This window comes from Lutibacter agarilyticus (assembly GCF_900188235.1).
Lineage (GTDB): Bacteria > Bacteroidota > Bacteroidia > Flavobacteriales > Flavobacteriaceae > Lutibacter > Lutibacter agarilyticus.
Map to the genome: position 1 here is coordinate 504,335 of NZ_FZNT01000003.1, position 25,938 is coordinate 530,272.

General features: G+C 32.7%; 16 protein-coding genes. 2 read left to right on the forward strand and 14 right to left on the reverse strand.

Going from position 1 to position 25,938, the window contains the following annotated elements:
• Positions 1-4: 4 nt before the first annotated feature.
• Positions 5-3,010 carry a SusC/RagA family TonB-linked outer membrane protein gene (locus CHB67_RS07225; RefSeq protein WP_089381073.1) on the reverse strand — a complete coding sequence of 1,002 codons (3,006 nt, stop codon included), beginning with the start codon at positions 3,008-3,010 and terminating at the stop codon, positions 5-7.
• A 169-nt stretch (positions 3,011-3,179) separates the two neighbouring features.
• Between CHB67_RS07225 and CHB67_RS07230 the strand changes: the two genes are divergently transcribed.
• Positions 3,180-4,052, forward strand: coding sequence for an AraC family transcriptional regulator (locus CHB67_RS07230; protein WP_089381074.1), 873 nt, complete (start codon positions 3,180-3,182; stop codon positions 4,050-4,052).
• 73 nt (positions 4,053-4,125) lie between these two features.
• Here CHB67_RS07230 and CHB67_RS07235 read toward each other — a convergent pair whose 3' ends face one another.
• A complete protein-coding gene (locus tag CHB67_RS07235) occupies positions 4,126-6,561 on the reverse strand; it encodes a GH36-type glycosyl hydrolase domain-containing protein (protein WP_089381075.1) in 2,436 nt (811 codons plus the stop codon).
• A 490-nt stretch (positions 6,562-7,051) separates the two neighbouring features.
• Here CHB67_RS07235 and CHB67_RS07240 point away from each other — a divergent pair, with 490 nt between their 5' ends.
• The gene (locus tag CHB67_RS07240; RefSeq protein ID WP_089381076.1) at positions 7,052-9,301 is read left to right on the forward strand and encodes a glycoside hydrolase family 3 N-terminal domain-containing protein; all 2,250 of its coding nucleotides are present in this window, start codon (positions 7,052-7,054) and stop codon (positions 9,299-9,301) included.
• Between the two features lie 144 nt (positions 9,302-9,445).
• On the opposite strand, the gene CHB67_RS07245 is transcribed toward CHB67_RS07240, so the two are convergent.
• The 12 genes from CHB67_RS07245 to CHB67_RS07300 form a co-directional block, all read right to left on the reverse strand.
• A complete protein-coding gene (locus CHB67_RS07245; RefSeq protein ID WP_089381077.1) occupies positions 9,446-10,285 on the reverse strand; it encodes an endonuclease/exonuclease/phosphatase family protein in 840 nt (279 codons plus the stop codon).
• 23 nt (positions 10,286-10,308) lie between these two features.
• Entirely contained in the window at positions 10,309-11,571 is a 1,263-nt protein-coding gene (locus tag CHB67_RS07250) for a glycoside hydrolase family 5 protein (RefSeq protein ID WP_089381078.1), read from the reverse strand.
• Between the two features lie 2 nt (positions 11,572-11,573).
• On the reverse strand, positions 11,574-12,398 hold the full coding sequence (locus tag CHB67_RS07255; RefSeq protein ID WP_089381079.1) for an alpha/beta hydrolase: 825 nt from the start codon (positions 12,396-12,398) through the stop codon (positions 11,574-11,576).
• On the reverse strand, positions 12,395-13,783 hold the full coding sequence (locus CHB67_RS07260) for an ADP-ribosylglycohydrolase family protein (RefSeq protein ID WP_089381080.1): 1,389 nt from the start codon (positions 13,781-13,783) through the stop codon (positions 12,395-12,397). Before CHB67_RS07260 ends, CHB67_RS07255 begins: the two co-directional genes overlap by 4 nt.
• Before the next feature lie 68 nt (positions 13,784-13,851).
• Positions 13,852-15,690 (reverse strand): glycoside hydrolase family 2 protein, encoded by a 1,839-nt coding sequence (locus tag CHB67_RS07265; RefSeq protein WP_089381081.1) that lies wholly within the window; start codon positions 15,688-15,690, stop codon positions 13,852-13,854.
• A 142-nt stretch (positions 15,691-15,832) separates the two neighbouring features.
• Positions 15,833-16,717 carry a glycoside hydrolase family 17 protein gene (locus tag CHB67_RS07270; protein ID WP_089381082.1) on the reverse strand — a complete coding sequence of 295 codons (885 nt, stop codon included), beginning with the start codon at positions 16,715-16,717 and terminating at the stop codon, positions 15,833-15,835.
• 28 nt (positions 16,718-16,745) lie between these two features.
• A complete protein-coding gene (locus CHB67_RS07275) occupies positions 16,746-17,777 on the reverse strand; it encodes a glycoside hydrolase family 2 TIM barrel-domain containing protein (protein WP_089381083.1) in 1,032 nt (343 codons plus the stop codon).
• 31 nt (positions 17,778-17,808) lie between these two features.
• Entirely contained in the window at positions 17,809-20,166 is a 2,358-nt protein-coding gene (locus CHB67_RS07280) for a glycoside hydrolase family 3 C-terminal domain-containing protein (RefSeq protein WP_089381084.1), read from the reverse strand.
• Between the two features lie 81 nt (positions 20,167-20,247).
• Positions 20,248-21,708, reverse strand: coding sequence for an MFS transporter (locus tag CHB67_RS07285; protein ID WP_089381085.1), 1,461 nt, complete (start codon positions 21,706-21,708; stop codon positions 20,248-20,250).
• Between the two features lie 96 nt (positions 21,709-21,804).
• Positions 21,805-23,058, reverse strand: a complete 1,254-nt coding sequence (locus CHB67_RS07290) for a glycosyl hydrolase family 17 protein (protein ID WP_089381086.1) — start codon at positions 23,056-23,058, stop codon at positions 21,805-21,807.
• A gap of 22 nt (positions 23,059-23,080) precedes the next feature.
• Positions 23,081-25,375: a glycoside hydrolase family 3 N-terminal domain-containing protein gene (locus CHB67_RS07295; RefSeq protein ID WP_089381087.1), complete on the reverse strand. Its 2,295-nt coding sequence runs from the start codon at positions 25,373-25,375 to the stop codon at positions 23,081-23,083.
• A gap of 34 nt (positions 25,376-25,409) precedes the next feature.
• Positions 25,410-25,922, reverse strand: coding sequence for a lactoylglutathione lyase family protein (locus tag CHB67_RS07300; protein ID WP_394335355.1), 513 nt, complete (start codon positions 25,920-25,922; stop codon positions 25,410-25,412).
• Positions 25,923-25,938: the final 16 nt, after the last annotated feature.

The window sequence follows — 25,938 nt, forward strand, 5'->3', positions numbered from 1 at the left end:
TTTATTAAAAATCTACTGACAATCCAAACATAATTTCTCTAGGAATTGGATAAAAACCTCTATCTACACCTATACTATTATCTGAGAAACTACCTGCCTCAGGATCAAGCCCAGAGTATTTAGTAAATGTAAAGTAGTTATCCATAGAAATATACAATCTCAATCTTTTTAAATGTGCTTTTTCAATTAGTTCTTCAGCAAAAGTATAGCCTAATTGTAATTGTTTAATTCTCATATAAGCTCCGTCTTCAACTACTAAATCTGATTGATATGCATCAATTGCATTTGCAGCACCTGGCATAGAAGCATTATCTCCCGCTTGAGTCCATCTATCAGTATACCAATTTACAGGTTTGTTTGTAAACGGACGAGAAGGTTGGTGGTAACCAGCAATAATTTGATTTCCAGAAACACCTTGTAACATTACGTTAAGGTCGAAATTTTTATAACCTAAAGCTATATTAGCCCCGTAAATCAAGTCTGGTTGTGGTGAGCCAATATATGTTTTATCGTTAGCTGTAATTCCATCACTACCATCAGTTTCAACATAAATAGGAGCTCCTGTTGCAGGATCTATACCATTTGTTTTATATCCATAAAAGTACCATAAAGGATACCCTTCTTCAAATCGTGTAATACCATCACCGTTTGAAGGTGCTCCAGCCCCAACTAATGGTGCAGGAACAATAACTTCAGTAACTTCATTCTTCAAAGTAGCCATATTGAAGTTAATGTCATAAGAGAAACCACTGTCTGTTGTATCTCCCCAACCAATTTCAAATTCAAGACCTGTATTTTTAATAGTTCCACCATTAATAGCTCCTACTGTTTGCCCTAATGAAGGTGGAGCAATAATATTTCCGTTTGGAATAATTAAATCTCTAGTTGTTTTATTGTACCAATCAGCTCCAAAATTTAATCTACCATTAAAAGCTCTTAAATCAACACCTATATTGGTTTGTTCAGAACGCTCCCAAGTTAAACTAGGGTTTGCTAAATCTCCTGGTGTTACACCTGTAATACCTTCATAAACAACTGGAGTAGAACCATCAACTGTTCTAAACACTTGAATATCTCCGTTTCCAGCTAAGTTAGCATCAGAACCATTTTGTCCCCAACTTGCACGTAATTTAAAATAATCAACTGCTCCATCTTCACTCCAAAAATCTTCTTTTGAAAGCACCCAACCAGCTGAAACTGCTGGGAAATAACCACCTTTTTCATTTTTAGGAAAAACACTTGAAGAGTCATACCTTAAAGAACCTTCAAACATATATTTTCCTGCATAGTCATAAGAAATTCTTCCATAAACAGAGTTCATATTTTTTTGGTAAATACTTCCTCCTATTCTATCATTATCTCTATTTGTAAAATCAAAGTATGCAAATTCTTCTGATTCTTGAGCTACTTCACTTCCTTGTAAAGAATAGTAAGGACTTTTTATTTTTTCAGCAGAATAACCTAATAAGGCTGTAATATTATGTTCTCCTATTTGTTTTGTGTAATCAGCAAAGTTTTCCCATAACCATCTAGAGTTTCTACTAATATTATCTCTTAATGTTACTTGTGAATTTTGTTCTTCAGAAGTTACGTAATAAATTGGAGTCCATCTAGCATCAAATGTATTAGATCTTTCATATCCTAATCTAGATGTAAAGTTTAATCCTTCGTATAATTTAAATTTAGCAAATACCGATATTAATATTTTATCTGTATCAACACCTCCTCTGTAAAGGTAATTAGATGACGCAACTGGGTTAATTACTTCTCCCGTTGAATAAGTTGGATAACCATATACATTTCCATTTGCATCTGTCATTGCAGTTCCATTTGCAACACCTTCAGCTGCTCTAGGAGGTAAAGCTCCTGTATAAATAACTGGAGTTAATGGGTCAATTAATAACATACTGTTAATTGGACTTCTGTAAGAATCATCTTCAGAAATTGGGGAGTTCCCAATGTTAGTGTACGTAACATTTGCACCTACTTCTAACCACTCTTTCACATCACTTTTTAAGTTTAAACGTGTTGTATATCTTTTGTAGTTGTTATCATCTCCAACTGTACCATCTTGATCTATATAAGAACCTGATAAATAATATGACATTTTTTCAGTAGCTCCAGAGAAACTAATATTATATCGTTGTACAAATGCATCATTAAAGGTTTCGTCAATCCAATCAGTATTAACTCCATTATCAACAACTGTGGCTTCACCAGCTTCATTCATGTAGGTTACAAATTGACTTGCGTCCATTAATTCCATTTTGGTATTAACAGATTGAGAACCTAAGCTTGTACTAAAACTTACAACTTGTTCTCCAATTTTTCCTTGTTTTGTAGTAATAATTACTACACCATTCGCACCCTCGGTACCATAAATAGCTGAAGAAGCAGCATCTTTTAAAACTTCAATATTTGCAATATCACTTGGCGCAATATTATCCATTGAACTTACTTTCATACCATCTACAATGTATAAAGGGTCTGAATTACCATTAGAACCAGCACCTCTAATTCTTACTTTAGCTCCTGCTCCTGGGGAACCAGAAGAAGATACAACAGTAACACCAGATACACGACCTTGTAATACTTGCTCTACTCGAGGAGATGAAGCATTTTCAATTTCTTTAGAATCTAAACTAGAAATTGCTCCAGTTACTAAACTCTTCTTTTTAACACCATACCCAACAACAATTACTTGCTCTAATACGTCTGATTCTTCAATCAGAACAACATTAATAACGGTTTCTCCATTTACACTTACATCTTTTGTACCATATCCCACAAAGGAAATTTCTAGTACTGCATCTGTAGTTACATTCTCTAACATGTAATTACCATCAAAATCTGTAGTTGTTCCATTGCTGGTGCCCTTTACAACTATACTAGCTCCTGGCAATGGGCCATTCGCATCAGACACTGTTCCAGAAATACTCTGCGCATGTGCAAACACACCTAGCAAGAGACTCCCAAGAATTAGGATTTTTTTTAACATTTGAATTTTCATAAATATTTGGTTTAATTATTCGTTTGTTTTTGTATTATCCCTATAAAAGGAACGAATACAGTAACAAAACTAGATAAGATGTTAAAAAAATGTTAATCGTATTTTGTCAAATTTTTATATATTTACGACAACATTCTACATTAATAGGCAAATATTCCATATAAACCATATGATTGATAACGCTCACAGAGAAATTACACGTTTAATACCTGAAGATAGCTTTTTAATTGAAGAAAGAATTAAAGATGATTTTGACTTTCCTATCCATTTTCATCCAGAATATGAATTGAACTTTATATACAAGGGCAAAGGAGCAAGACGAATTATTGGTGACCATACTAAAGAAATTGATGATCTTGAATTGGTACTTGTTGGGCCAAGTGTTGTACATGGTTGGGAATTACACAATTGCACTTGTAAAGAAATCTACGAAATTACAGTTCATATTCATGATGATTTATTGAATGAAAAAACATTGTCTCGTAGAATTTTTAAACCTATAAAGGACATGTTTAATAGAGCTAAACATGGTGTATTATTTTCAAAAGAAACTACAATGAAAATGATGCCAAGATTAATGGCGCTTCAAAGAATAAGTGGTATTGAATATTACCTAGAGTTTATCGCAATTTTAGACGATTTAGCAAAATCAGAAGATCAAATGTTACTTTCAAACTCTTGTGTTGAAAAAATTGATTTTCAAAATAGCGACAAGATTAAAAAAGTATATGATTATATTCAGGAAAATTTCAACAAAACAATTACTTTAAATGAAATTTCTGAATTGGTAAATATGAGTCCGGTTTCATTTAACCGATTTATAAAAAAACGAACTGGAAAAACATTTATCACCTATATTAACCATACACGTATAAGCTTTGCTGCACGTTGGTTATTAGAAACCGATTTAAGTATTGGTGAAATAAGTTTTATGTGTGGGTTTAACAATATCGCAAACTTTAACCGTCTTTTTAAAAAGGAAAAAAAATGTACTCCAAAAGAGTTTAGAAATGAATTTGTTGGTACTAAGAGAGTGTTATAAAAAATGTAATAACTCCTGTAGAAATTTCCCACAGGAGTTATTAACAATCAAAACTTAAAACGTAACTAATTATTTATCCCATTATAACTTGAATGGAATGTTTTTTTCCTTTTTCTAAAATTGGAACTATAACACCTTCAATTTCCTCTCCATTCACAATTAATTGCAATACACCTTTGCTAATATGTTTTGGATTAAAAACTTCAATATTATAAGTTGCTCCTCTAAATTCACGCGTCATTTTAAAACCATCCCATTTTGATGGAATACATGGATTAATTGAAAGTCCATCATAATCTGGTTTTACACCTAAAATATATTGTGTAATTGCATAGAAATTCCAAGATGCAGTTCCTGATAACCACGAATTTTTAGCTTCTCCAGGCTTAAAGGCCTCTTTACCTGCAATCATTTGACAATACACATAAGGCTCTACTTTATGCAATTCAGAAATGTCTTCTAAAAAGCTTGGCGCAATTTTGGTGTAATAATCATAAGCTTCGTCTCCACGACCAATCATAGTTTCACCAATCATAATCCAAGGATTGTTATGACAAAATATTCCTCCATTTTCCTTATAACCTGCTGGATAGGTAGAAATCTCACCGTATTCAATATGGTATTTTGTAAAAGCTGGGCTGTTTAACACAATTCCATACTCACAATCTAAATGTTCTTTAACCGAATTTAACGATTTTTCAACCAAGCCTTCTTCTTTCCCTATTTCAGCCATTGAACACCAACCTTGAGATTCTATAAAAATCTTCCCTTCTTCATTTTCGTTAGATCCTATTTTTTTACCGTAATAATCATAAGCTCTTAAATACCAATCACCATCCCAGCCGTGTTTTTTAACGGCTTCAATCATATTACTTACATGAACTTCTGCTTCAACAGCTTCATCATTCTTTCCTATTCGCTTACATAATTTAACGTATTCTTTTCCGTACATTACAAATAAACCAGCAATCATTAAAGACTCGGCAGTATCTCCTTTTTTATTCCCTGTAGTTTGGAAAGACTCATTTGGATCATTTGAAAAACAGTTTAAATTTAAACAATCATTCCAATCGGCACGTCCAATTAACGGTAATTTATGTGGACCTAAATTATTTACAACATGGTAAAATGATGCTTTTAAGTGATCAAAATGAGGTTTTGCTCTAGACGCATCATTATCAAAAGGAACCATTTCATCTAATAATGAAAAATCACCTGTTTCTTTAATATATTCTGAAGTTGATAAAATTAACCAAAGCGGATCATCATTAAAATCTCCTCCAATAGCAGCATTTCCTTTTTTGGTTAATGGTTGGTATTGATGGTAACAAGAACCATCTTCAAACTGTGTAGAAGCAATATCTACGATACGCTCACGAGCTCTTTCAGGAATTTGATGCACAAAACCAATTAAATCTTGATTTGAATCACGGAATCCCATTCCACGACCAATTCCTGATTCAAAAAATGAAGCAGAACGAGACATATTAAAGGTAACCATACATTGGTATTGGTTCCAAATATTTACCATTCTATCTAGCTTTTCTTCACCCGAATCAATGGTTATTTTTCCTAATAAGTTATCCCAATACGTTCTTAATTCGTTATAAGCAGCATCTACTTTTTCAACAGTGTCAAACTTGGCAATCATTTCCTTTGCAGGCTTTTTATTAATCACCAATTTACTTTCCCACTTGTCAGCTTCATCAACCTCCACATAACCCAACATAAAAACATAATCTTTTTGTTCTCCAGGCTGCAATTCAATTTCAATATAATGTGAAGCTATAGGAGACCATCCGTGTGCTATGGTGTTTTTTGATTTCCCTTCATTTACTACATCTGGATTGTCAAATCCATTATACAAACCAATAAATGATTCTCTATCGGTATCAAAACCATTTATAGCTTGATTCACTGAATAAAATGAATAATGATTTCGTCGTTCTTTAAATTCTGTTTTATGATAAATTACCGAATCTTCTACCTCAACTTCTCCTGTATTAAAGTTACGTTGAAAGTTCGTCATATCATCTTCAGCATTCCAAAGTGCGAATTCAATAAAAGAAAATAATTTTATTTTTTTTACTTCGGAAGAAGTATTCTTTACACTTACTTTTTGAATTTCACCCCAAAAACCAAGAGGTATAAATTGAAGAACTTCTGTTTCAACACCGTTTTTAGCGCCTTTAAACTTGGTATAACTCATACCATGACGACATTCATACGTGTCTAGCTCTGTTTTCATTGGTTTCCATCCCGGTGACCAAACAGTATCACCGTCTTTTATATAAAAATACTTTCCGCCATCATCAACCGGCACATTATTGTATCTGTAACGTGTTAATCTTCTAAATTTGGCATCTTTATAAAAAGTGTATCCTCCTCCTGTATTAGAAGTTAAAGAGAAAAAATCTTCATTTCCTAAGTAATTAATCCAAGGGTATGGTGTTTTAGGATTTGTAATCACATATTCCCTGTTGTCATCGTCGAAATATCCGTATTTCATGTGTAAAATTTTATTTAAGATTTTTGAAAAAAATTAAAGTTTAGAGCTCTGGTTAAAAGCTCCTTTAAAACTTTAGTTCAAAAATCAATAAGTTGATTTATTTTTATTATTCAAAAGTATATAAGCCTTTAGATTTAATTTGATACTATATTGTCATTTTCCAAATAAATCTTTTCTTTGATTTCACCCAATGATAAAATTGATTCCTAATTTGTAATTATTGTATTAAAAACTACAAACCCTAAACTATATTTTTACCCAAAAGAAAGCCGAAAATGTCAACTCATTTATTTAAATACACCTTCTTAACATTCTTATTCATAATAAGTTGTAATTTAAACAATAAAAACGGCATCAACAATATTTCTCTCAATAAAATAGATCGCATGTTGGTGAAAAACAGTTATAATTCAATAAATAAATTAAATTTACCTTACAGGTATTCCTTAGCTATTTTCAAAAACTAAAACTAACTAAACTATCAATTAAAATGAAAAAATCACTAATCATACTTTTTACTTTTCTAGTATTTAGTTGTACTAAGAATGAAAGTTCTTCAATAAAAAACAATGACTTAGAAGAAAAAATTGAAAATCTTGTTTCAAAAATGACCTTAGAAGAAAAAATTGGTCAAACAAATTTAAGAGGAACTTCAAGCAGGGTAAAAGGATCACTTCCTGAAGCATTAAAAGAAGGTGTAAGAAAAGGTGAAATTGGCGCTTTTTTAAATGTAATGAATACCGAGTATGTGGATGAATTACAAAGAATCGCTATTGAAGAAAGTCCGAACGGAATTCCGTTGATTTTTGGAAGAGATGTTATTCACGGATTTAAAACAATTTTTCCTATTCCTCTTGGACTAGCTGCTTCTTGGGATACGGAAACTGCTAAAACCTCCTCTAAAATTGCAGCTTTTGAAGCTTCGGCTGTAGGAATTCGTTGGACGTTTGCTCCTATGTTAGACATTGCTCGCGATAGTCGTTGGGGACGTATTTCAGAATCTCCAGGTGAAGATCCTTATTTAGCATCGGTACTGGGAAAAGCCTATGTAGAAGGTTTTCAGGGAGATTTAAAAAGTCCAACTACCATGGCTGCCTGCGCTAAACATTTTATTGGATATGGAGCTGCCATTGGCGGAAGAGATTACAACACAGTCGACATGTCTGAACAACTACTCAGAAACGTTTATTTACCGCCTTTTGAAGCTGCCATAGATGCTGATGCTGCAACAGTAATGACCGCTTTTAATGAAGTGAATGGCATACCCGCAACTGGAAATGAATTTGTTTTGAAAACAATTTTAAGAGATCAGTTAAAATTTAATGGTTTTGTTGTGAGCGACTGGAATTCAGCAACCGAAATGATTACGCACGGATTTGCCAAAAATGAAAAACATGTAGCCGAACTAGCTGCAAATGCAGGTATGGATATGGAAATGACAAGCCAAGCATACGAACTTCATTTAAAACAATTAATTAAAGAAGGTAAAGTAACCGAGCAACAATTAAATGAATTTGTAAAAAACATTCTTCGCATTAAATTTAAAATGGATTTATTTGAAAATCCATATAGAGATAAAAATCACACAGGTAATTTTTATGCTGAAGCACATTTAACAGCAGCTAAAAAAGCAGCTATTAAAAGTAGCGTACTTTTAAAAAATGAAAACAGTATTTTACCATTACAAAAAAATACAACAATTGCTGTAATTGGTCCGTTGGCAAATGCAAAACGAGAACAATTAGGTACATGGTGTTTTGATGCTGAAAAAGAGCACACCGTTACTCCTATTGATGCTTTTAACCAACACAAAGTCAATTACAAATTTGCCGAAGGTTTAACCTATAGCAGAGATCAATCAACCGAAGGTTTTAACAAAGCTATTAACACTGCCAAAGCATCGGATGTTATTCTATTTTTTGGTGGCGAAGAAGCTATTTTATCGGGCGAAGCACATAGCAGAGCCCATATAAATTTACCTGGAGCTCAAGAACAATTACTAAAAGAATTAGCTAAAACAGGCAAACCAATTATTTTAATAATAATGGCAGGTAGAGCAATTACAATCACCAATATAATTGATGCTATTGATGCTGTTTTAATGGCTTGGCACCCTGGAACTATGGGTGGACCCGCAATTTACGAAATGTTGTTTGGCATTAACGAACCTAAAGGAAGGCTACCAATTTCTTGGCCTAAAACTGCTGGTCAATTACCTTATTTTTACAATCATAAAAACACTGGAAGACCAGCTGATAGCAAAAATTTTGTACATCTTAACGACATTCCTATTGAAGCTTGGCAAAGTTCTTTAGGAAATACTTCACATTATTTAGATGCTGGTTTTACACCTCATTTTCCGTTTGGATATGGTTTAGGTTATACCTCTTTTAAATACGAAAACATTCAAATTTCAAAAGATACCATTAGTTTTAATGAGCAACTAACTATAACAGCTAAAATTACAAATACAGGTAAAAATGAAGGTCATGAAACGGTACAATTATACGTTCAAGATATTTTTGGAAGCATTACTAGACCCGTTAAAGAATTGAAAGGTTTTGAACATATACAATTAAAAAGTGGTGAGCAAAAAGAAGTAACTTTTACCATAACTACCAACGATTTAAAATTTGTAAATCATAAACTGATAAACGATTTTGAAGAAGGAGATTTTAATATTTGGATTGGTCCAAATTCAGCAAATGGTTTAAAAACTTCATTTTATCTAAAAAAATAATGGTTATCATAATTATAGGCGTTGGTAGTTTTAAAAAAACTACTAATGCCAAATTATTATCCCAATAAACTGGTATTCCTTATTTTGATGCGGATGATTTTCATTCAGCAAAAAGATATCACAACTCGTAAAAAAATATTATTTCTATTTTTCAAAGGTTAATTGAACAAAAACTGGAAAATGGTCTGAAGGGAATTTTAATTGATATGAATTGTTTAAAACCGCATATTTTTGAACTATAATTTCTTCGGTATTAGATACAAAAATATAATCAATTCTTTTGGTTGAATTACTTTCATAATTGAATGCATTAAATGTTTCTGCAGGTCCAAATGGTATTTCAATTGAAGTTTCATAACTATCCTTCATCTTTGTTTTTAAAAAAGAAATAGCATCACTATTAGGCTGTAAATTAAAGTCGCCCATTAAAATTGTTGGTAAATTAGTTGTGTTTAAAATTTCCATCTGCTTTAAAATAAGCTCCAACCCTTTTTTTCGAGCTATTACCCCCATATGATCAAGATGTGTATTAAAAACCCAAAACTTTTTTCCTGATTCGTTATTTTTAAACAAACCATAAGTACAAAGTCTTGGAAAAGCCGAATCCCAACCTTTTGAAACAATATTTGGAGTTTCAGACAACCAAAATGTTCCGCTTTTAAGCAATGTTATTTTGTTTTTATTAAAATACAACGCAGAATATTCTCCAGTATTTCCTCCATCTCTTCCTTCACCTACAAAACTATAATTTGCTAATTTTGTATTTATAAAATTCACCTGATTATGCAATGCTTCTTGAACGCCAAATATATCAGGTGCATAAAATTTTAGTTGAGAAACCAATATTTCTTTTCTATTTACCCAAGCATTTTCACCATCAGAAGCAACATCTAAACGAATATTATAAGTCATTAACTTTAAATTCTGACTAAAAGAATTTACATGAAACAATGCTACTAAAATAATTAAGATGTATTTTTTCATAAATTAATTTGCTTCACTAATTTTTAATCCACTTTAAAACCCAAACCTTTACAATAGCCAACATTTGGATAATTATTTTTATATAAACTATTTTCTAAAAATGAATTTAATGCCTTTTGAACTTTTATAATATCTGGTCTATTTTCTCTCATATTTTTATAAGAAGATCGGTCGCTTTTAGCATAATCAGTAATTAAATAGTAATCTTCAGGCTCATCAAAATTCATAATTCCGCGTGGATTATTCATTTTTTTATAAGGCCAAAAACACCAACTAACCGAGTTTTCATCAAGTAATAATCTAAAATCGTTTACCCACTCATCTGTATTTTCACCCGTTTCACCAATATAAATTGGCGCATTTTGCTGATCTCTAAAATCCAGAAATTTTTGAATAGCTTCCTGATTTACATCAAACCAATATTTATGAAATTCATAAACAATATTGTCATCAATCAATTCTTTAAAAACATCAAAATTTCCACCCCAATTTGAGCCACTTAAAAAGATAATATGCTCTTGATCCACTGCTCTTACTTCTTTTACAATTCTTTCATATAACAAACTTAACTGATTGTTTAAAACATCTATTTCATCATTAAAATAATGCGCTATCGGCTCATTTACAATATCGTAACCAACTACTACAGGTTCATCCTTGTATTTTTTTGCAATATCCACCCAAATTTTGGTCATTAAATCTTGTGATGATTTACTTTTTAACAAATAAGGATACCCATAACTATCATCAATATTATCGCCAGTTTGTCCGCCAGGAGCACAATGCATATCCAATAAAACATACAATTGTTCTTCACGGCACCAATCAATCAATTTATCAATATATTTAAAGCCTGAATTTCTTTCACCCATATATAAATCGTCTGTAAACATTTTATAATGAAACGGTAAACGAATGTGGTTACAACCTATGCTTTTTAAATATTTTATATCTTCATGAGTTATATAATTTTTCAAAAAGCCATTCCAAAATACCTGTAAACTATCAGGTCCAACCAGTTCGTACAATAATTCATCAATTTTACGAGGTGAGTTTACCTGTTCCATTTTAAACATATAGCCTTCAGGCACTAACCAATTTCCTAAATTAGTTCCTTTTAAAATTAATGCATTTCCTTTATCATCTACAAATTGACTTCCTTTAGTCTTCAAAAAACTAAGTGTATTTGGAGCTTTTTCTTCAACAGGTTTAACTACATTTTCCTTACATGAATAACTTATTGAAATGAATAGGATTGCTGAAAGTGTTATTAAATAGTGTTTCATTTTTAATAGTTTTTTTCTTTAGTAATTCTAGTAACTTCATTTAATAAAAGTGGAAATCCGGGCTGTGTCATATTATGTCCGTAGCCATCTAATTCATAAAGCACCGTTTTGGTATGACCAACAACTTTCATCATTCGCATTAAATAAGCGTTTTCTTCATATCTCCCTAATAATTCCAACTCACGATCTCCAGTTATTAATAGTAGTGGTGGTGCATCAGCACGTACATGATACAACGGAGCTAAATCGTCAATAATAGGTTGAGTTCCGGAAATTCCGCGTTCTTCACGAACTGTAAAATGTGTAATTGTATGACCGCTAAAAGGTATTAAACCCGCAATAGCATTTGCATCAATATGATGAATAGCTAACCATTTTTTATCCAAACCAATCATACTTGCTAAATAACCACCCGCTGAATGACCAGAAACAAAAATCAACTGATTATTTCCTCCATATTTATGAATATTGTTAAAAACCCAGGCAACCGCAGCTGCAGCATCTTCAATATATACTGGCGCTTTTACTTTTGGATATAACCTGTAATTGATACCAATAATTGCAACACCTTTATTTTTTAAGTCTTCAGGAATCTCTTTTTGCCAACTTGTTAAACCTCCTCCATGAATCCAAACAATAGTTGCAAAATTCTTGATGTTTTTAGGATAATAAATATCCAATACACAGCGCTCATTTATATAAACATCGGACTGATTTATTGAATCAGCATAGTAATGAATATTTTGTTCTAATTGATACTCTATTTGTTGTGAAAAACTCTTCAAACAAACTGTAATAAAAACTAAAATTAATAGAATACGTTTCATTCTTCTAAATATTTAAATTCAACAGCAGGTATGTACCATATGTCTTTTTGCAAATCTATACCACCATTCATTTCTTCCTGCACAACTCTATCAATAATATAAATACCTGTTTCTGCCATTTCTTCAAAAGTGTATAAGCCGTTATTTGGAAAATTAATTCTGGTTCTATGGATATTAAATTTATTTGAAAATTTCCTTCCAAAGGCTTCCTCAACACCTTCTTTTCCAATCATAAAACCTAATAAACCACCCCAAGTTGCAGTCGGATTATCGGAATCCCAACCTGCTAAAGCACCTATTTTTATAGTTTCCTTAATATCTCCTTCACCATACAATAAACTAATAATACTCGATCCAAAATTTATACCAGCAGCAAAACAACCATTACAATACAGTTCTTTTGAAGTTATATTATAACCATCAGCTTGTTCAACTTGATATCTTTGATAAAGTTTATCTCTTGTTGCTTCCCAAGGGATATGTTTATCGTAGTTTGTTTTTACAAAATCGTACATTTTAGCAGAATACGAATTATTTGGTAAGGTTTTACGTGCTTCATTTGCCATCCAATTGGTTTTTTCTTTCATTGTTAAATCTTCATCAACAAAAGACGCTAACGAATACATAATCACATAAAATTCAGAAATCCACTGAGCATTTTCACGTGCAGTGGTTTGAATAGGTAATTTTGCCATTTTTAAAGCAATATCTGGACGAGAAGGCGCAAAAAAACCAAAAATTTCAGTAGTTAATTGCGCGTCTATCATTTCATAATAATTGCTATAAATACTGTCGGAAGTAATTTTAGGATTACTAGTTTCTGGTGGTAAAAAACCTTGAACCATTAAATCTAATGCTTTCTGATTTGAAACCCATAAAAAGTTTTCTTCTTCTTGTTTGATGTGTTTTAACCAACCATCTCTAATTTGCTTACCCGTTAAAACACTAGTTTTATTGGTGTACAACAAATGCTGATACATAAACTCAATATCTGTATCATCATCAGATCCCCAAACACCATTTTCATCTTCAAAAACAAAATCAATAGTTGAAGATAAATCGCTAGGAATTCCTTGTCCCCAAATACTTGGCTGATCGGGTTTTCCCCAATCGTCTCTCGTATAAAAGTCACCTGTTTTTATATCGCCAATAGTACCTATTTTATCCATTTCGGTTACTAAGCCTGTCCAATTTGCAATGCACTGCCCTAACCAAAAACCGTATAATTTATTGGAATAATCCGATCTTGAAATAATTTGATCGGTAGTTTTTGGAGTATATGATTTGTAATTAAACGTTGTATCTTTTAGAACTGTTTTTGAATCTTGATTACAAGCGTACAAGCAACTAATCACAGTTATAAAGATTGTTAATTTTTTAATCATATCATCAAATTACATTCAGTTATATTAAAATAAAAGGCACCTGAAGTTTATTCAGGTGCCTAAAAAAATTAGTTTGAAGTACCTTTAGCGTTGTAATAATCGCTTAAAATTTTAAACGCTGCTTTTTTCTCACCTTCTTCTGAGATTAGTCCTTTTCTATTAAACCCATCTTGAATTTTAGGCAACACTCTTCTTGGTGATTTAAAATCGACTAAAACCCAAGGAGAGAAACCTTGTAATTGTTCAATTCCGTCGATCATTTTTAGGGTTTCAGTATATAAATCTGCTTGAAATTCTTCGGTCCATCTTACTGATTTATCCCCGTGATTACCATATTTTGCACCAGCACCAAATTCAGAAATTAATACAGGCTTATCTTGTGTAATTTTCCAACTTATTTTACTACATTTTTCAGGTAAACCATCATACCAACCAACATATTGATTGAAACTAAGTATATCTACAACATCCGCAAAATCATCATCTATAGTTCTAATTGTAGGATTTCCGTTGTAATCGGTTTGTTCTAAAGCTGCACTTATTAATCGTGTTCCATCTATTTCTCTAGTGTGTTTAGCTAAATTTCCAAGAAATGTATTTCGCGCATCACTTGTAGGTGTTTCATTTGCCATAGACCAAATAATAACTGATGCTCTGTTTTTATCTCTATTAATTACCTCTGTTAATTGATTTTTAGCATTCGCATAAGTTTCCTCGTTTTCCCAAGAAATAGTCCAATAAACAGGATTCTCTTCCCAAACTAAAATTCCCATTTTGTCAGCAAGACGTACCATGTGTTCGTTGTGTGGATAATGAGCCAAACGTACGTAGTTACAACCTAACTCTTGTGCCCAAGTAAGTAATTGTTGCGCATCTTCTATTGAATAACCTCTACCTCCACGGAACGGACTTTCTTCATGAATAGATATTCCTTTTAAAAATATTTTTTCATCGTTTAATAAAATCTCTTGACCTTTTGTTTTAATACTTCTAAATCCAACTTGGTCTTTCACTTCATCAGTACCACTTTTAATACTTACCTCGTATAAATTTGGATTTTTAGTATCCCAATAGTCAATTTTAGTATTTTTTATTTCAAAAACAGCTCTTCCATTTTCATTGGTTTGCAATTGTTTTTTAATTTTTAGTTCAGGAATTATTATTTCAATCTCTTTATCTGAAATATCTTCTCCTTCTAACTGCACAAAACCTTTAATTTGTTGGTTATTTTCAGGATTTAATTGAACTACATAATCTTGAATAAAGTTATTTGAAACCTCTACTAATTTTACATCACGCGTAATTCCACCATAATTCCACCAATCGGTATTTAGTGTTGGCACACCATCTTTAGTTCTTTTATTATCAACTTTAATAACTAAAAAGTTGTCTTCTTCTTTTAACAAATCGGTAATTTCAAAATTAAAAGGGGTAAAACCTCCAATGTGAGTCCCTAACTTTTTACCATTTAAATAAACATCTGAGCGATAATTAACAGCTTCAAAATAAACAAAAACTTTATTTTCGCTGGTTGTTTTTTTATAATTGAATGATTTTTTATACCAAACAGTTCCTTCATAATAAAACAAGTTTTCCTTTTGTGTATTCCAATCTCCAGGAACTGTTATTTCTTCAGAAGTATCAAAATCATATTCAACCAAATCTGATTTATCTGCTGGCTTTGCATTGATAAAGAAAGCGCCATTACCTGGGTTTTCCTGATTTTCAAAAGGCTCTAATCGGTAATTGTAAAAGCCATTTTCATAAGGATCTACAATATAATTCCACGTTCCGTTTAAACTTGTTACGGGTCTGTTATACACATTTATCAACAGGTTTTCTTGAGCTGTTAATTGGGCACTAATTATTAATACTAAAAAGGCTACTAAGATTTTTGTTTTACGCATTGTTTTACGTTTTAATTTATTATATATACTTTTTTGAACTTGTAATTCCTATTACTTAAAATTATAATAACTCTGAAAATAGTTGTTTCATTAATAATTTAGGTTTTCCATTTACAGTGAATAATCACAAAGATTCATCTAATTAATATTTAAGATTTTCATCTTTATCCCAAATTCCCCAATAAGCTCCTACATCACCTTCTGCACCTGTTTTCCAAGATTCATCAAACGAAGAAAAGTAGAAAAGATCAATATCTTCAGCTTCAGACCATTGTTGTGTATTGATAAAATATTTCATGGCATTTTCAAAAGATGGTACTGCACCATGAAAAACCTGTCCTTTATTTGTCCAACCTGTTTCCGTGATAATTACTTTTTTTCCGTTAGCTGCACGCAAGGCTCTTTGGTACATATCTTTCATATACAATAATGAATATTCTAATTTACAGCCTTCCCAGTATGGATAACAATTGGCAAGCACTAGGTCACAAGCTTCTGTGATTTTTGGGTGATCTTCAAACTCGTAATAAGCATCAACATATCCTACTGGAATTTCTGGAATAGCTTCCTTCACTTCCTGTATAAAAGCCAACAATTCATCTTCTGTTAAATCGCCTCGGTACATGACTTCATTTCCTACAGCGGCAATATCAACATAACCTTCTTTTGCTATTTTTATAAGATTGGCAACTTCCTTTTTATTGATTTCATCATTATCTCCTAACCAAGCCCCTACTAAGGTTTTTATACCATATTCGTGAGCTATTTTCGGAATCAATTCATTTCCATCAGTACAAGAAAAAGAGCGAATCCATTTTGTATAAGGTTTGATAATTTCCATTCTTCTTCTAATTTGTTCTTCGGAAATAATATCACCAGGTTGCTGGCCTTCTTCATACGGACTAAAGCATAATCCGTGCATTCCGCTGTTTAAAGCCCTTGAAAAATAGTCTTGTATTTCTTCTTTCGTTTTATTTTCGTGATTGATTCCCGCTAAGGATAATATCTTCTCTTTTCTAACTGACATTTTTTATGGTTTTAAATCTCTTATTTTTCTACTTTTTATCAGAAACACTTTTGTAAATTTCTTTTACTATTTGGTACGTTTCTTTCTTATTTCTATCTATATCAACAACTCCCCAATATTCTTCATTTGGCGTTCCATCGTAAGGAACTCCACTGCTATTTGGCGCCCAACCACCTGGATCTTGCGTATCTAGATTTCCTGCTTTCCACCAACCATCGGTAAATGAAAATAATGTTACTCCTGAACAAATATCAGAAGCTTTAAAAACGGCTTCTAAAATATTTTTATTGGCATCTGCTTGTACTTTTTCATTGATTCCTTGTTCGTAACCATCTTTTGAAATAGTCATATAACTGTCTGCTCCAGCTTCAGATAAATACATTGGTTTTGAACTAACTGCGCTCCACTCTGAAAAAATTGTTGTAGGATTATCCCATCGGTACACATTCATTCCCCAAACATCAATATTAGGACTTAAAGAAAGTGCCAATGCATCAGGCAATTCGCCATGAGCTGTTGTAACTGGATGCGAAGAGTCATTCTTATGAATTAATTGAGCGGCATTATTCATAGCGTTGTACCAATTTTTGATGTCTCCCTCAAACCATTCTGGGTGGTAGTTATACTCGTTTCCCAATTCCCACATTAAAATGGCATTATGACTTTTATATTTGTTTACATAATTGATAAAAGTACCCGATAAAACATCAAAATTTCCATTTTGATTGTAGCCAAAACCTATAATTACTTTTAAACCTGCCTTATCAATTTGATCTAAAACAACTTCATCATCAATTGGCGTATACACACGTATGGTATTTATACCTGCTTCAACCATTAAGGCTAAATCTTGAGTTAAATTATCAAAACTTCTTTGATCACTTCCTTTTGAAACAGGATGGTAACAAATTCCTTTAATTAAATAAGGCTCATTATTCAACAATAATTGTCGTCCAGAAACAGCAATCCCTTCCGTTTTAACTACTGTTTTACACGAATAAAATAACCCAACTATTAGTATTAAAATACTTACAGCTATTTTTAGTTTGAATTTATGCATTGTTCGAATGTTTATTTAGTTCATAAACTATTTATGGCTTATAGGTAAGTTCTTTACACTTTTCAACTAGTTCAATCACTTGTTCATGCGTAATTTCGCCGTGTGTGATGTATGGATATTTAATCATTGGATGTTCAACCATAAAACCTTGATATTCTCTAATTTCAGCTTCATCGCCTTCGGTTACAATGCCTCTAATCCAATTTGGCATGTATTCCAATAAAATTTCACGTGTTTGTTTGTTGTTCCAATATTCTAAGAAAAAGGTGTATTCATCAAACATTAAAGGTACTTGTTGTGTTGATTGTAAATTGATAGTTTCAGACAATTTAATGTCTCTTGAAGAAGCTGCTGCAGCAATTACATACTCACCACTTTCAGCAATCCACATATTTCTTTTAGCATCGAAATAAGAAAAATCACGGCTATTCAATTTAAACGAAACCTCTTTTGATTCTCCCGGTACTAATTCAATTTTCACAAATTTCTTCAATTCTTTTTCAGGACGTTGTAAGGTACTTTTTGTGTCTGAAACATACAATTGAACAATTTCTTTTCCGGTTACTTTTCCTGTATTTTTAATGGTAACACTCACTGTTAAACCTTCTTTATCTGTGGTGTTTTTTGAAGACACTTTTAAATCGCTGTATTCAAAACTAGTATAAGACAATCCATAGCCAAAAGGAAATAATGGCTCAATTTTTCTACCATCGTAATAACGATAGCCAACAAAAATACGTTCTCCATACAACACATCTCCTTGTTCTCCTGGGAAATTAAAAAATGCCGGAGTATCTTCTAAACGCATTGGAAATGTTTCTGCTAATTTTCCTGAAGGATTTACTTTTCCGAACAATACATCTGCAATTCCACCAGCACCAGCCTGACCGCCCAACCAAGTTTCTAACACACCTGAAACATTGTTTAACCAAGGCATTGTAACTGCACTTCCATTAGTAAGCACCACTACGGTGTTTTTTTGAACAGCACTAATTTCACTAATTAATTTATTGTGAGATGGCGGCATATTTATATGCGTTCTATCAATTCCTTCCGATTCGTATTGTAATGGTAAACCTGAAAACACCAACACAACATCTGCCTCAGCAGCCACTTTTTTAGCTTCTGAAATTAGTGACGTATCGTTATCATCTGCTAAATTGTAACCTTGTGCATAGGTTATTTCAATATCTTTCCCGTATTCGTTTTTTATAATTTCTAAAGCACTATCCAATTTGGTTGGTCTTACCTGCGAACTTCCGTTTCCTTGGTAACGTGGTGCTGCTGCAAACTCACCAATAATAGCTACTTTTTTATATGTATCTTTTGAAATTGGCAATACATTTTGCTCATTTTTCAATAAAGTTGCAGCTTCAGAAGCTACTTTTCTGGCAAAAGCATGGTCTTTTTCTACATTCAATTCTAAACCTTCTTTTTGAAGTGCTTTCGCCTTAAAAACAACCGTTAAAATTTCTTTTACTAATGCATCAACAACTGCAATATCCAATTCACCATTTTTAATGGCTTCAACTGCTATGGCATTATTAACAGGACTTACGTTTGGCATTTCTAAATGCATTCCTGCTTTCATTGCAGCAACACGGTCAACAATCGCAAACCAATCTGAGACTACAATTCCTTTAAAACCCCAATCTTTTTTTAAGATATCGGTTAATAAAAATTCACTTTGAGTTCCGTATTCACCTTGAACTCTATTGTAACAAGCCATTACTGTCCACGGTTGTGCTTTTTTTACTGCAATTTCAAAAGGCGTTAAATACAATTCGTGTAAGGTACGTGTATCAACATTAGAGTTGTTGAACATACGCATAGTTTCTACATTATTTGCTGTAAAATGTTTTAATGAAGTACCAACTCCCTGACTTTGAACTCCGTTGATATAAGCAGCGCCCATTTCACCAGATAAAATAGGATCTTCAGAAAAATATTCAAAATTTCTTCCTCCCAACACAGAACGTTTGATATTTACACCCGGACCTAAAAGTACACTTACACCTTGCGCCTGAGCTTCATCTCCCAAAGTTTGGCCTACTTTATAAACTAAATCTACATCCCAAGTTGCAGCAAGTGCTGATGCAGTAGGAAAACAAGTTGCAGGTAACTGATCACCATAACCTGGTTTATTGGTTGCAGGTGCACGACGCAAGCCATGAGGTCCGTCGGCTAACCAAATCCAAGGAATGTCTAATCGTTCAATAGGCATGGTACTCCAATCATCACGACCAGAACAAAGTGCTACTTTTTCTTCAATAGTTAATTCAGAAATCAATTGCGTTATTTTTTTCTGAACTTCAATTTCTTGTTGCGTTTGCGCTTTTAAATTCATAGTAATTAAAACTAAGAATGAAAATAATACTGTTTTTTTCATGGGTTATTCATTAAACATTTATTCGAAAAAAATGTGGATTCAATTTTTTATAACAATCGATAAAAACTACCTTAAAAAAGCTTAAGAAGCTTGCTTTCGGTTATTTTCATCTTCAATTGCAATTTCCGCACGACGCGTAACTAAAGCTTCTTTAATTTCATGTGCTCTTTCCTCCGTTATATTGTATCTCCAAACTAAAATAATGGCAATTAAGGCTGCAACTATAGGTATAATAATATCTGCTAAACGTAAATTAGTTAGCGTATCAGCTGATTGAACTGTAATACTTTCATCAAAACCAACAAGTTGTAAAACAACACCACTAGTTAGCATTGCAAGAGCTGTTCCTAATTTTACCATCCACCAGTAAACTGCTCCAAACATCCCTTCACGGCGCTCTCCATTATTCAATTCATCTAAATCACAAACGTCTGCGGTCATAGACATCATTAGCGTAAATAAACCTCCAATTCCGAAAGAAAGGAAAGGAATAGGCATAAACATTAACCAAGGATTCCCTGGGTCAAATCCCCACCATTTTAAAATATACCCAACAATTGAAAGCAAGGTAGCAACTATAAAAGCTCTACGCTTCCCAATTTTTACAGAAATTTTGGTAACAACAGGAATTACTAAAAACATAGTAGCTAATGCACTTACAGTTCCAAACCAAGCAGGCCAAGTACCTGCGGCAACGGTGTCTCCTTGAAATAAATAATAAACAATTATAAAAAACGAAAACTGTGCAATTGTTTGAAACCCGTTAAAAATAAAGAACGTGGCTCCACATAATTTCATAAACTGCTTGTTTTTTACAGTTAATATAATTCCTCTTATAAATTCTTTGGTATTTGCTGCCAATTCACTCCTTGAAAGGTTTTTCAATTTACTTTTATCAACTTCCATTTCTTTGTTGAATAGTGCAGGTAATATTCCTAAAACCATACACAATCCTCCAACCCAGATAGCCATTATTTTAGCTCCTTCTGGTGCACTTTCAAATAACGATTGGTCGTAAATAAGAACCCAAAACCAAGGAGCAATTACCCAAGCCATTTGTCCCATAAATTGCGAAACCGCCATTAAACGCGTACGTTCATTATAATCGGGTGTCATTTCATATCCCAATCCAATTAATGGTGTTGCAAAAACGGTATAACCAATATAAAAGAATAATGAAACAATTAAAAAATAAAAGAAATTATACATTTCAGAATCTTCAGGATTTAACTGCCACATAATCATATATGCAACTCCAGAAATAACACTACCTATAAGTATATAAGGTTTTCTTCGTCCCCATTTTGATTTTGTGTTATCTGAAATAAAGCCCATTATTGGATCGGTAAGTGCATCTAATAATCTAGGCAATGCACCTAACAAACCTGCTAAAACAGGGTTCATTCCTAGAGACATGACCAATACAACCATAAAAACACCTAGAGCGGCAGGAAATAATTGATTGGCTAAATGTCCTGATCCAAATGCTAATTTTTGCCCTAAAGGAACAATATCCTGCGGTGCTGTTTTGTGATGTTTCATGTGGTTTGGTTTTAAGTTTTGATTTGGTTTATTTAACTATTCTACTTTAAAATTTCATAGCGTATGATTGATTTTTATAAATAGATTTTTGCTTTTTTATTCGGTTGCTGATGGGGGTACTAATACATCTTTCATCAATGCATTTTTATCTCCATTGTATGTTTTTGTAATTGGCATGCCATTTCTGGTTAATCCTTCAAAAGTTCCATTATCAACCATTTCCCATAAAGCAAATTTTGCTTCACCTTTTAAATTAATTAAGCCGAAATGATTTTCAGAACCCAACGCATTTGCAGCATCTTTCCATTGCTCGTCAAAGGCTTCAAAATAGAAACAAGAAATCCCAGATGCATTGGTCCATTTACGTAATTTTTGGTAATAGACTCCTGCTTTGTATTCATCGGCTGCTTTAGAACTATTAGCTCCATAATGTCCGTTTGAAACTGTAGCCCAACCAGATTCTCCAATATGGATTGTTTTGGTAGAGTCAATACTTTTTACATAATTAGAAACGTTTTGATAATTGGTTTTAGCAAAGTTCAAAGCTCTTTCCATTGCCAAATCAATTTTTTCAATATCTGAAAGGTTATTTTCTTCGCCTGGAACTTCCCAAAAACCTGGGTTGTAATAGGTGTTATGCATTGCATACGAATGCATAGAAACATAATCTACGGCTTTAATTAAGGCTTCTAAATCTGGTGTATGATAGCTTGGATCTCCTCCACCCCAAGAAGCAAAATCATCAGAACTTGTTACCCATAAATCCGCAGGAAGTTCACCTGATTTTTTTAATTCTTGTAAATGATTTACCCATTTTAAAATAACACTTGGCTGAACGTAATAACTTGTTGCCCATGTTACCATAGCTTCGTTTCCAACAGCAATTATTTTTACAATGTCTGGATATGCTTTTGCTAAGGCTACAGCTGTTTCTATTTCAACAGCATTGCGCTCGCTTTCAGCATTGTGATCTGGTTCTAATTCTGTCCACGCATTTTTACAATCTATCCACGCACCTAACATCACATACATCTCAAAATTTGAATCGGCTGCTTTTAACTGTTTTATGGCTTCTAATAAGTTTGACGCTTGCGCTAAATGAACATTGTAAGTTCTAACAATTTTGACATTCATTGCTGCCAAAATTTTCATATCTTCTTTTAATTCTTCAACTGTAGGTTGTGCATCACGTGTATTTTCTCTATATCCTCCATAAGAAATGGCCAAATATTCAGGGTTTCCTAAAATTTCAGCGGCTGTATTGTTTTTAATTTCTTTAGGCGTTTCAGCACAAGAAAATAGTATGATCATAATTCCTAAATAAATTGATTTTTTAATAATTTCTAACATAATTTAATAGTAGCTTTAACAGCTATTTTTGGTTTTTGTAAAACATTTGTTTTTTCAGTAATTCTTTTGGATTTCCACCAATTTGAAGTTCAAACTCGCCTTCTTCAACAACCCAATTATGATCCATTCCTATGAATTGTAAATCGTTTGGTTGAATTGAAAAAGCAACTGTTTTTGTTTCATTAGGTAGAAGGTTTATTTTTTGAAATCGAATGAGCCTTTTAGAGTCGGGAGCTACAGAAGCTACTATATCTTTTAAATATAATTGCACCACTTCTTTACCTTCCATGTTTCCTGTATTTTTAACAGTCACAGAAATTGTTAGCTCACCATCTTTTGAAATGGTTTCTTTATCTAATTTCACATTTGAATATTCAAAAGATGTATACGAAAGTCCGTAACCAAATTCAAACTGCGTATAAAAACCATCATACCCCCAATTGGCATCTCTTATATCGGCTTTTTTATGATAATATGGCAACGCATTTCCTGAATATTTTGGATACGTATAAGGCAATTTCCCACTTGGATTAATGTTTCCAAATAACACATCTGAAATTGCTCTTCCACCTTCTTGACCAGGTAAATACCCCATTACAATTGCATTTGTAAGCGGTTCAACTTCACGAATAATTCTTGGTCGCCCTTGCACCATTACCAAAATAATTGGTTTTTTATAAACTTGTAATTTTTGAATTAACTCTCGTTGTACTTTTGGCAACGCTAATTCATTGATGTCTGAAGGTTTTTCTGTAGCTGGTAATTCTCCAACACAAACCACAATATAATCTGCATTTTTTGCTTTAGAAACAGCCAGAGAAGTATTGATATCTTCGGTATAATTGGTTCCCTCAACATACGTTACGTTTTCAGCACCAACTTCCTTTTCAATAGCTTTTAAAATAGTGAGTTTACTAGGATCGTTGTATGTTGGATCTTGCCCTAAAAAAGTTCTAGACCAAGCGCCATTAAGTACATTCATAGAATTGGCTGCGTAGCCAGTTACCATTATTTTTTTTCCTTTTTTTAAAGGTAGCACAGATTTATCATTCTTTAATAAGGTAATGGCTTCAGCTGCTGTTTTATAATTTTCGGCAATGTGTTTTTCACTTCCAACATTAGGAAAATCAGCAGGATTGTTATAAGGTGTTTCAAATAAATTTAGTTGAAATTTCAGCCTTAAAATTCTGGTAACAGCATCGTCAATTCTAGCCATTGGTATTTCGTTGCTTTCAACCAAATCAATAATGTAATCTACAACATCAACATCATACGGATTCATCAACATATCTAGTCCAGCATTTACAGCCATTTTGGTAGCTTCGCGTTTACTATTGGTAACTTCGTGCGCTTCAATTAAAAATTCCACATCGCTAAAATCAGAAATTACAACACCTTTAAACCCAAATTCACCTTTTAAAATATCGGTAATATAATGGCTATTGATATGACAAGGAATACCATTTACGGCATTAGAACTAATCATAACGCCCATAGCACCTGCATCTATTGCTTTTTTAAACGGAGGTAAAAAATACTGCCGTAAACTATTCTCTGGAATGATAGCATTGGCACGGTCTTTACCATTTGCACCTGCGCCATAACCAATAAAATGCTTTAAACAAACGGCTGTACTTTCAGAATTGCTTAGGTTTTCACCTTGAGAACCTTGCGTATAAGCAGCTCCCATTTCAGCAATTAAATAAGGATCTTCTCCAAAACTTTCAGAAATTCTTCCCCATAAAGGGTTCATAGCTACATCAATATTTGGGTTGAAATTCCACGGTAACGATGCCGCTCTAGACTCGTAAGACGTTATTTTACCATTTAATTTAGACAGCTCTCTATTCCACGTAGCTGCTAAAGCTATTTGATGTGGAAAAAGCACCGAATTTTTCACATAATTGGCTCCATGAATATTATCAATTCCGTACAAAACTGGAATACCCAAACGGGTGTTTTTCATGATGCTATCTTGAATTTCTTTTACTATTTGATGCCAATCATTAACATCTGCTAAAAATTGAGGTGTGTTATGAATTGAACCTATTCCGTAATCAATTATAAACTTTTGAAACTTTTCTTTATCAAAAACTGCTGTATCACGCACATCCCAATAATCTCCTTTCAACAAAGATGGCAAGCCAATGTTTAACATTTGGCTTGCTTTTTCTTTTAAGGTCATTTCACCTAATAAACGTTGAATTTTTTGTTCAATTTCTTGATTACTTTCAACTTTTTCGGTAATTACGGGTGTATCATTACAGCTCATTACAAAAATTGTAACTATAATTAATTGGGCTTTTTTCAAATTCATATTGAATAAATATTAAGGTGTTTTTTATCTAAATTTATGAATCTTGATAAGCTCCTGATGAATATGTTAACTCGTAACTATGGGTGTAAATTTCAAATATGATTCCGAATGGATCTTCAACATATACCATTTTAAAAGGCTTTTCATTTGGATAATACTCTCTAATTGGCATACGTTGTTTTCCTCCGTGTGCAACAATTTTATCTACCAAACCTTCAATATCTGGGTCTTGTACACAAAAGTGAAACAACCCTGTTTTAAACGGATTGAATTCAGGTTTTTCATTGCTCATATTTGGGAAAGAAAACAACTCTACCCCAACCCCATCTGATGTTGACATGTGAGCAATTTCAAATGTTCCCCAATTTTCACCAAATACATCAATACACATTTGACCAATTGCAGTATCACTTTCTTCAGTAACTGTTGAAGGTTCCATAATAACATACCAACCCATTACTTTTTGATAAAATTGTACTGCTTTTTTAATATCTGGAACCGTGATTCCTATATGTGAAAACGATCTTGGATAATTTTTTTCTTTCATAATATGAATTGTTTTT

What these genes read in the sequence shown, in the direction of transcription:
- CHB67_RS07225 (WP_089381073.1), bottom strand. Translation starts at nt 3,010, where the DNA reads ATGAAAATTCAAATGTTAAAAAAAATCCTAATTCTTGGGAGTCTCTTG.
- CHB67_RS07300 (WP_394335355.1), bottom strand. Translation starts at nt 25,922, where the DNA reads ATGAAAGAAAAAAATTATCCAAGATCGTTTTCACATATAGGAATCACG.
- CHB67_RS07280 (WP_089381084.1), bottom strand. Translation starts at nt 20,166, where the DNA reads ATGAAAAAAACAGTATTATTTTCATTCTTAGTTTTAATTACTATGAAT.
- CHB67_RS07245 (WP_089381077.1), bottom strand. Translation starts at nt 10,285, where the DNA reads ATGAAAAAATACATCTTAATTATTTTAGTAGCATTGTTTCATGTAAAT.
- CHB67_RS07265 (WP_089381081.1), bottom strand. Translation starts at nt 15,690, where the DNA reads ATGCGTAAAACAAAAATCTTAGTAGCCTTTTTAGTATTAATAATTAGT.
- CHB67_RS07250 (WP_089381078.1), bottom strand. Translation starts at nt 11,571, where the DNA reads ATGAAACACTATTTAATAACACTTTCAGCAATCCTATTCATTTCAATA.
- CHB67_RS07295 (WP_089381087.1), bottom strand. Translation starts at nt 25,375, where the DNA reads ATGAATTTGAAAAAAGCCCAATTAATTATAGTTACAATTTTTGTAATG.
- CHB67_RS07270 (WP_089381082.1), bottom strand. Translation starts at nt 16,717, where the DNA reads ATGTCAGTTAGAAAAGAGAAGATATTATCCTTAGCGGGAATCAATCAC.
- CHB67_RS07290 (WP_089381086.1), bottom strand. Translation starts at nt 23,058, where the DNA reads ATGTTAGAAATTATTAAAAAATCAATTTATTTAGGAATTATGATCATA.
- CHB67_RS07235 (WP_089381075.1), bottom strand. Translation starts at nt 6,561, where the DNA reads ATGAAATACGGATATTTCGACGATGACAACAGGGAATATGTGATTACA.
- CHB67_RS07260 (WP_089381080.1), bottom strand. Translation starts at nt 13,783, where the DNA reads ATGATTAAAAAATTAACAATCTTTATAACTGTGATTAGTTGCTTGTAC.
- CHB67_RS07255 (WP_089381079.1), bottom strand. Translation starts at nt 12,398, where the DNA reads ATGAAACGTATTCTATTAATTTTAGTTTTTATTACAGTTTGTTTGAAG.
- CHB67_RS07275 (WP_089381083.1), bottom strand. Translation starts at nt 17,777, where the DNA reads ATGCATAAATTCAAACTAAAAATAGCTGTAAGTATTTTAATACTAATA.
- CHB67_RS07285 (WP_089381085.1), bottom strand. Translation starts at nt 21,708, where the DNA reads ATGAAACATCACAAAACAGCACCGCAGGATATTGTTCCTTTAGGGCAA.
- CHB67_RS07230 (WP_089381074.1), top strand. Translation starts at nt 3,180, where the DNA reads ATGATTGATAACGCTCACAGAGAAATTACACGTTTAATACCTGAAGAT.
- CHB67_RS07240 (WP_089381076.1), top strand. Translation starts at nt 7,052, where the DNA reads ATGAAAAAATCACTAATCATACTTTTTACTTTTCTAGTATTTAGTTGT.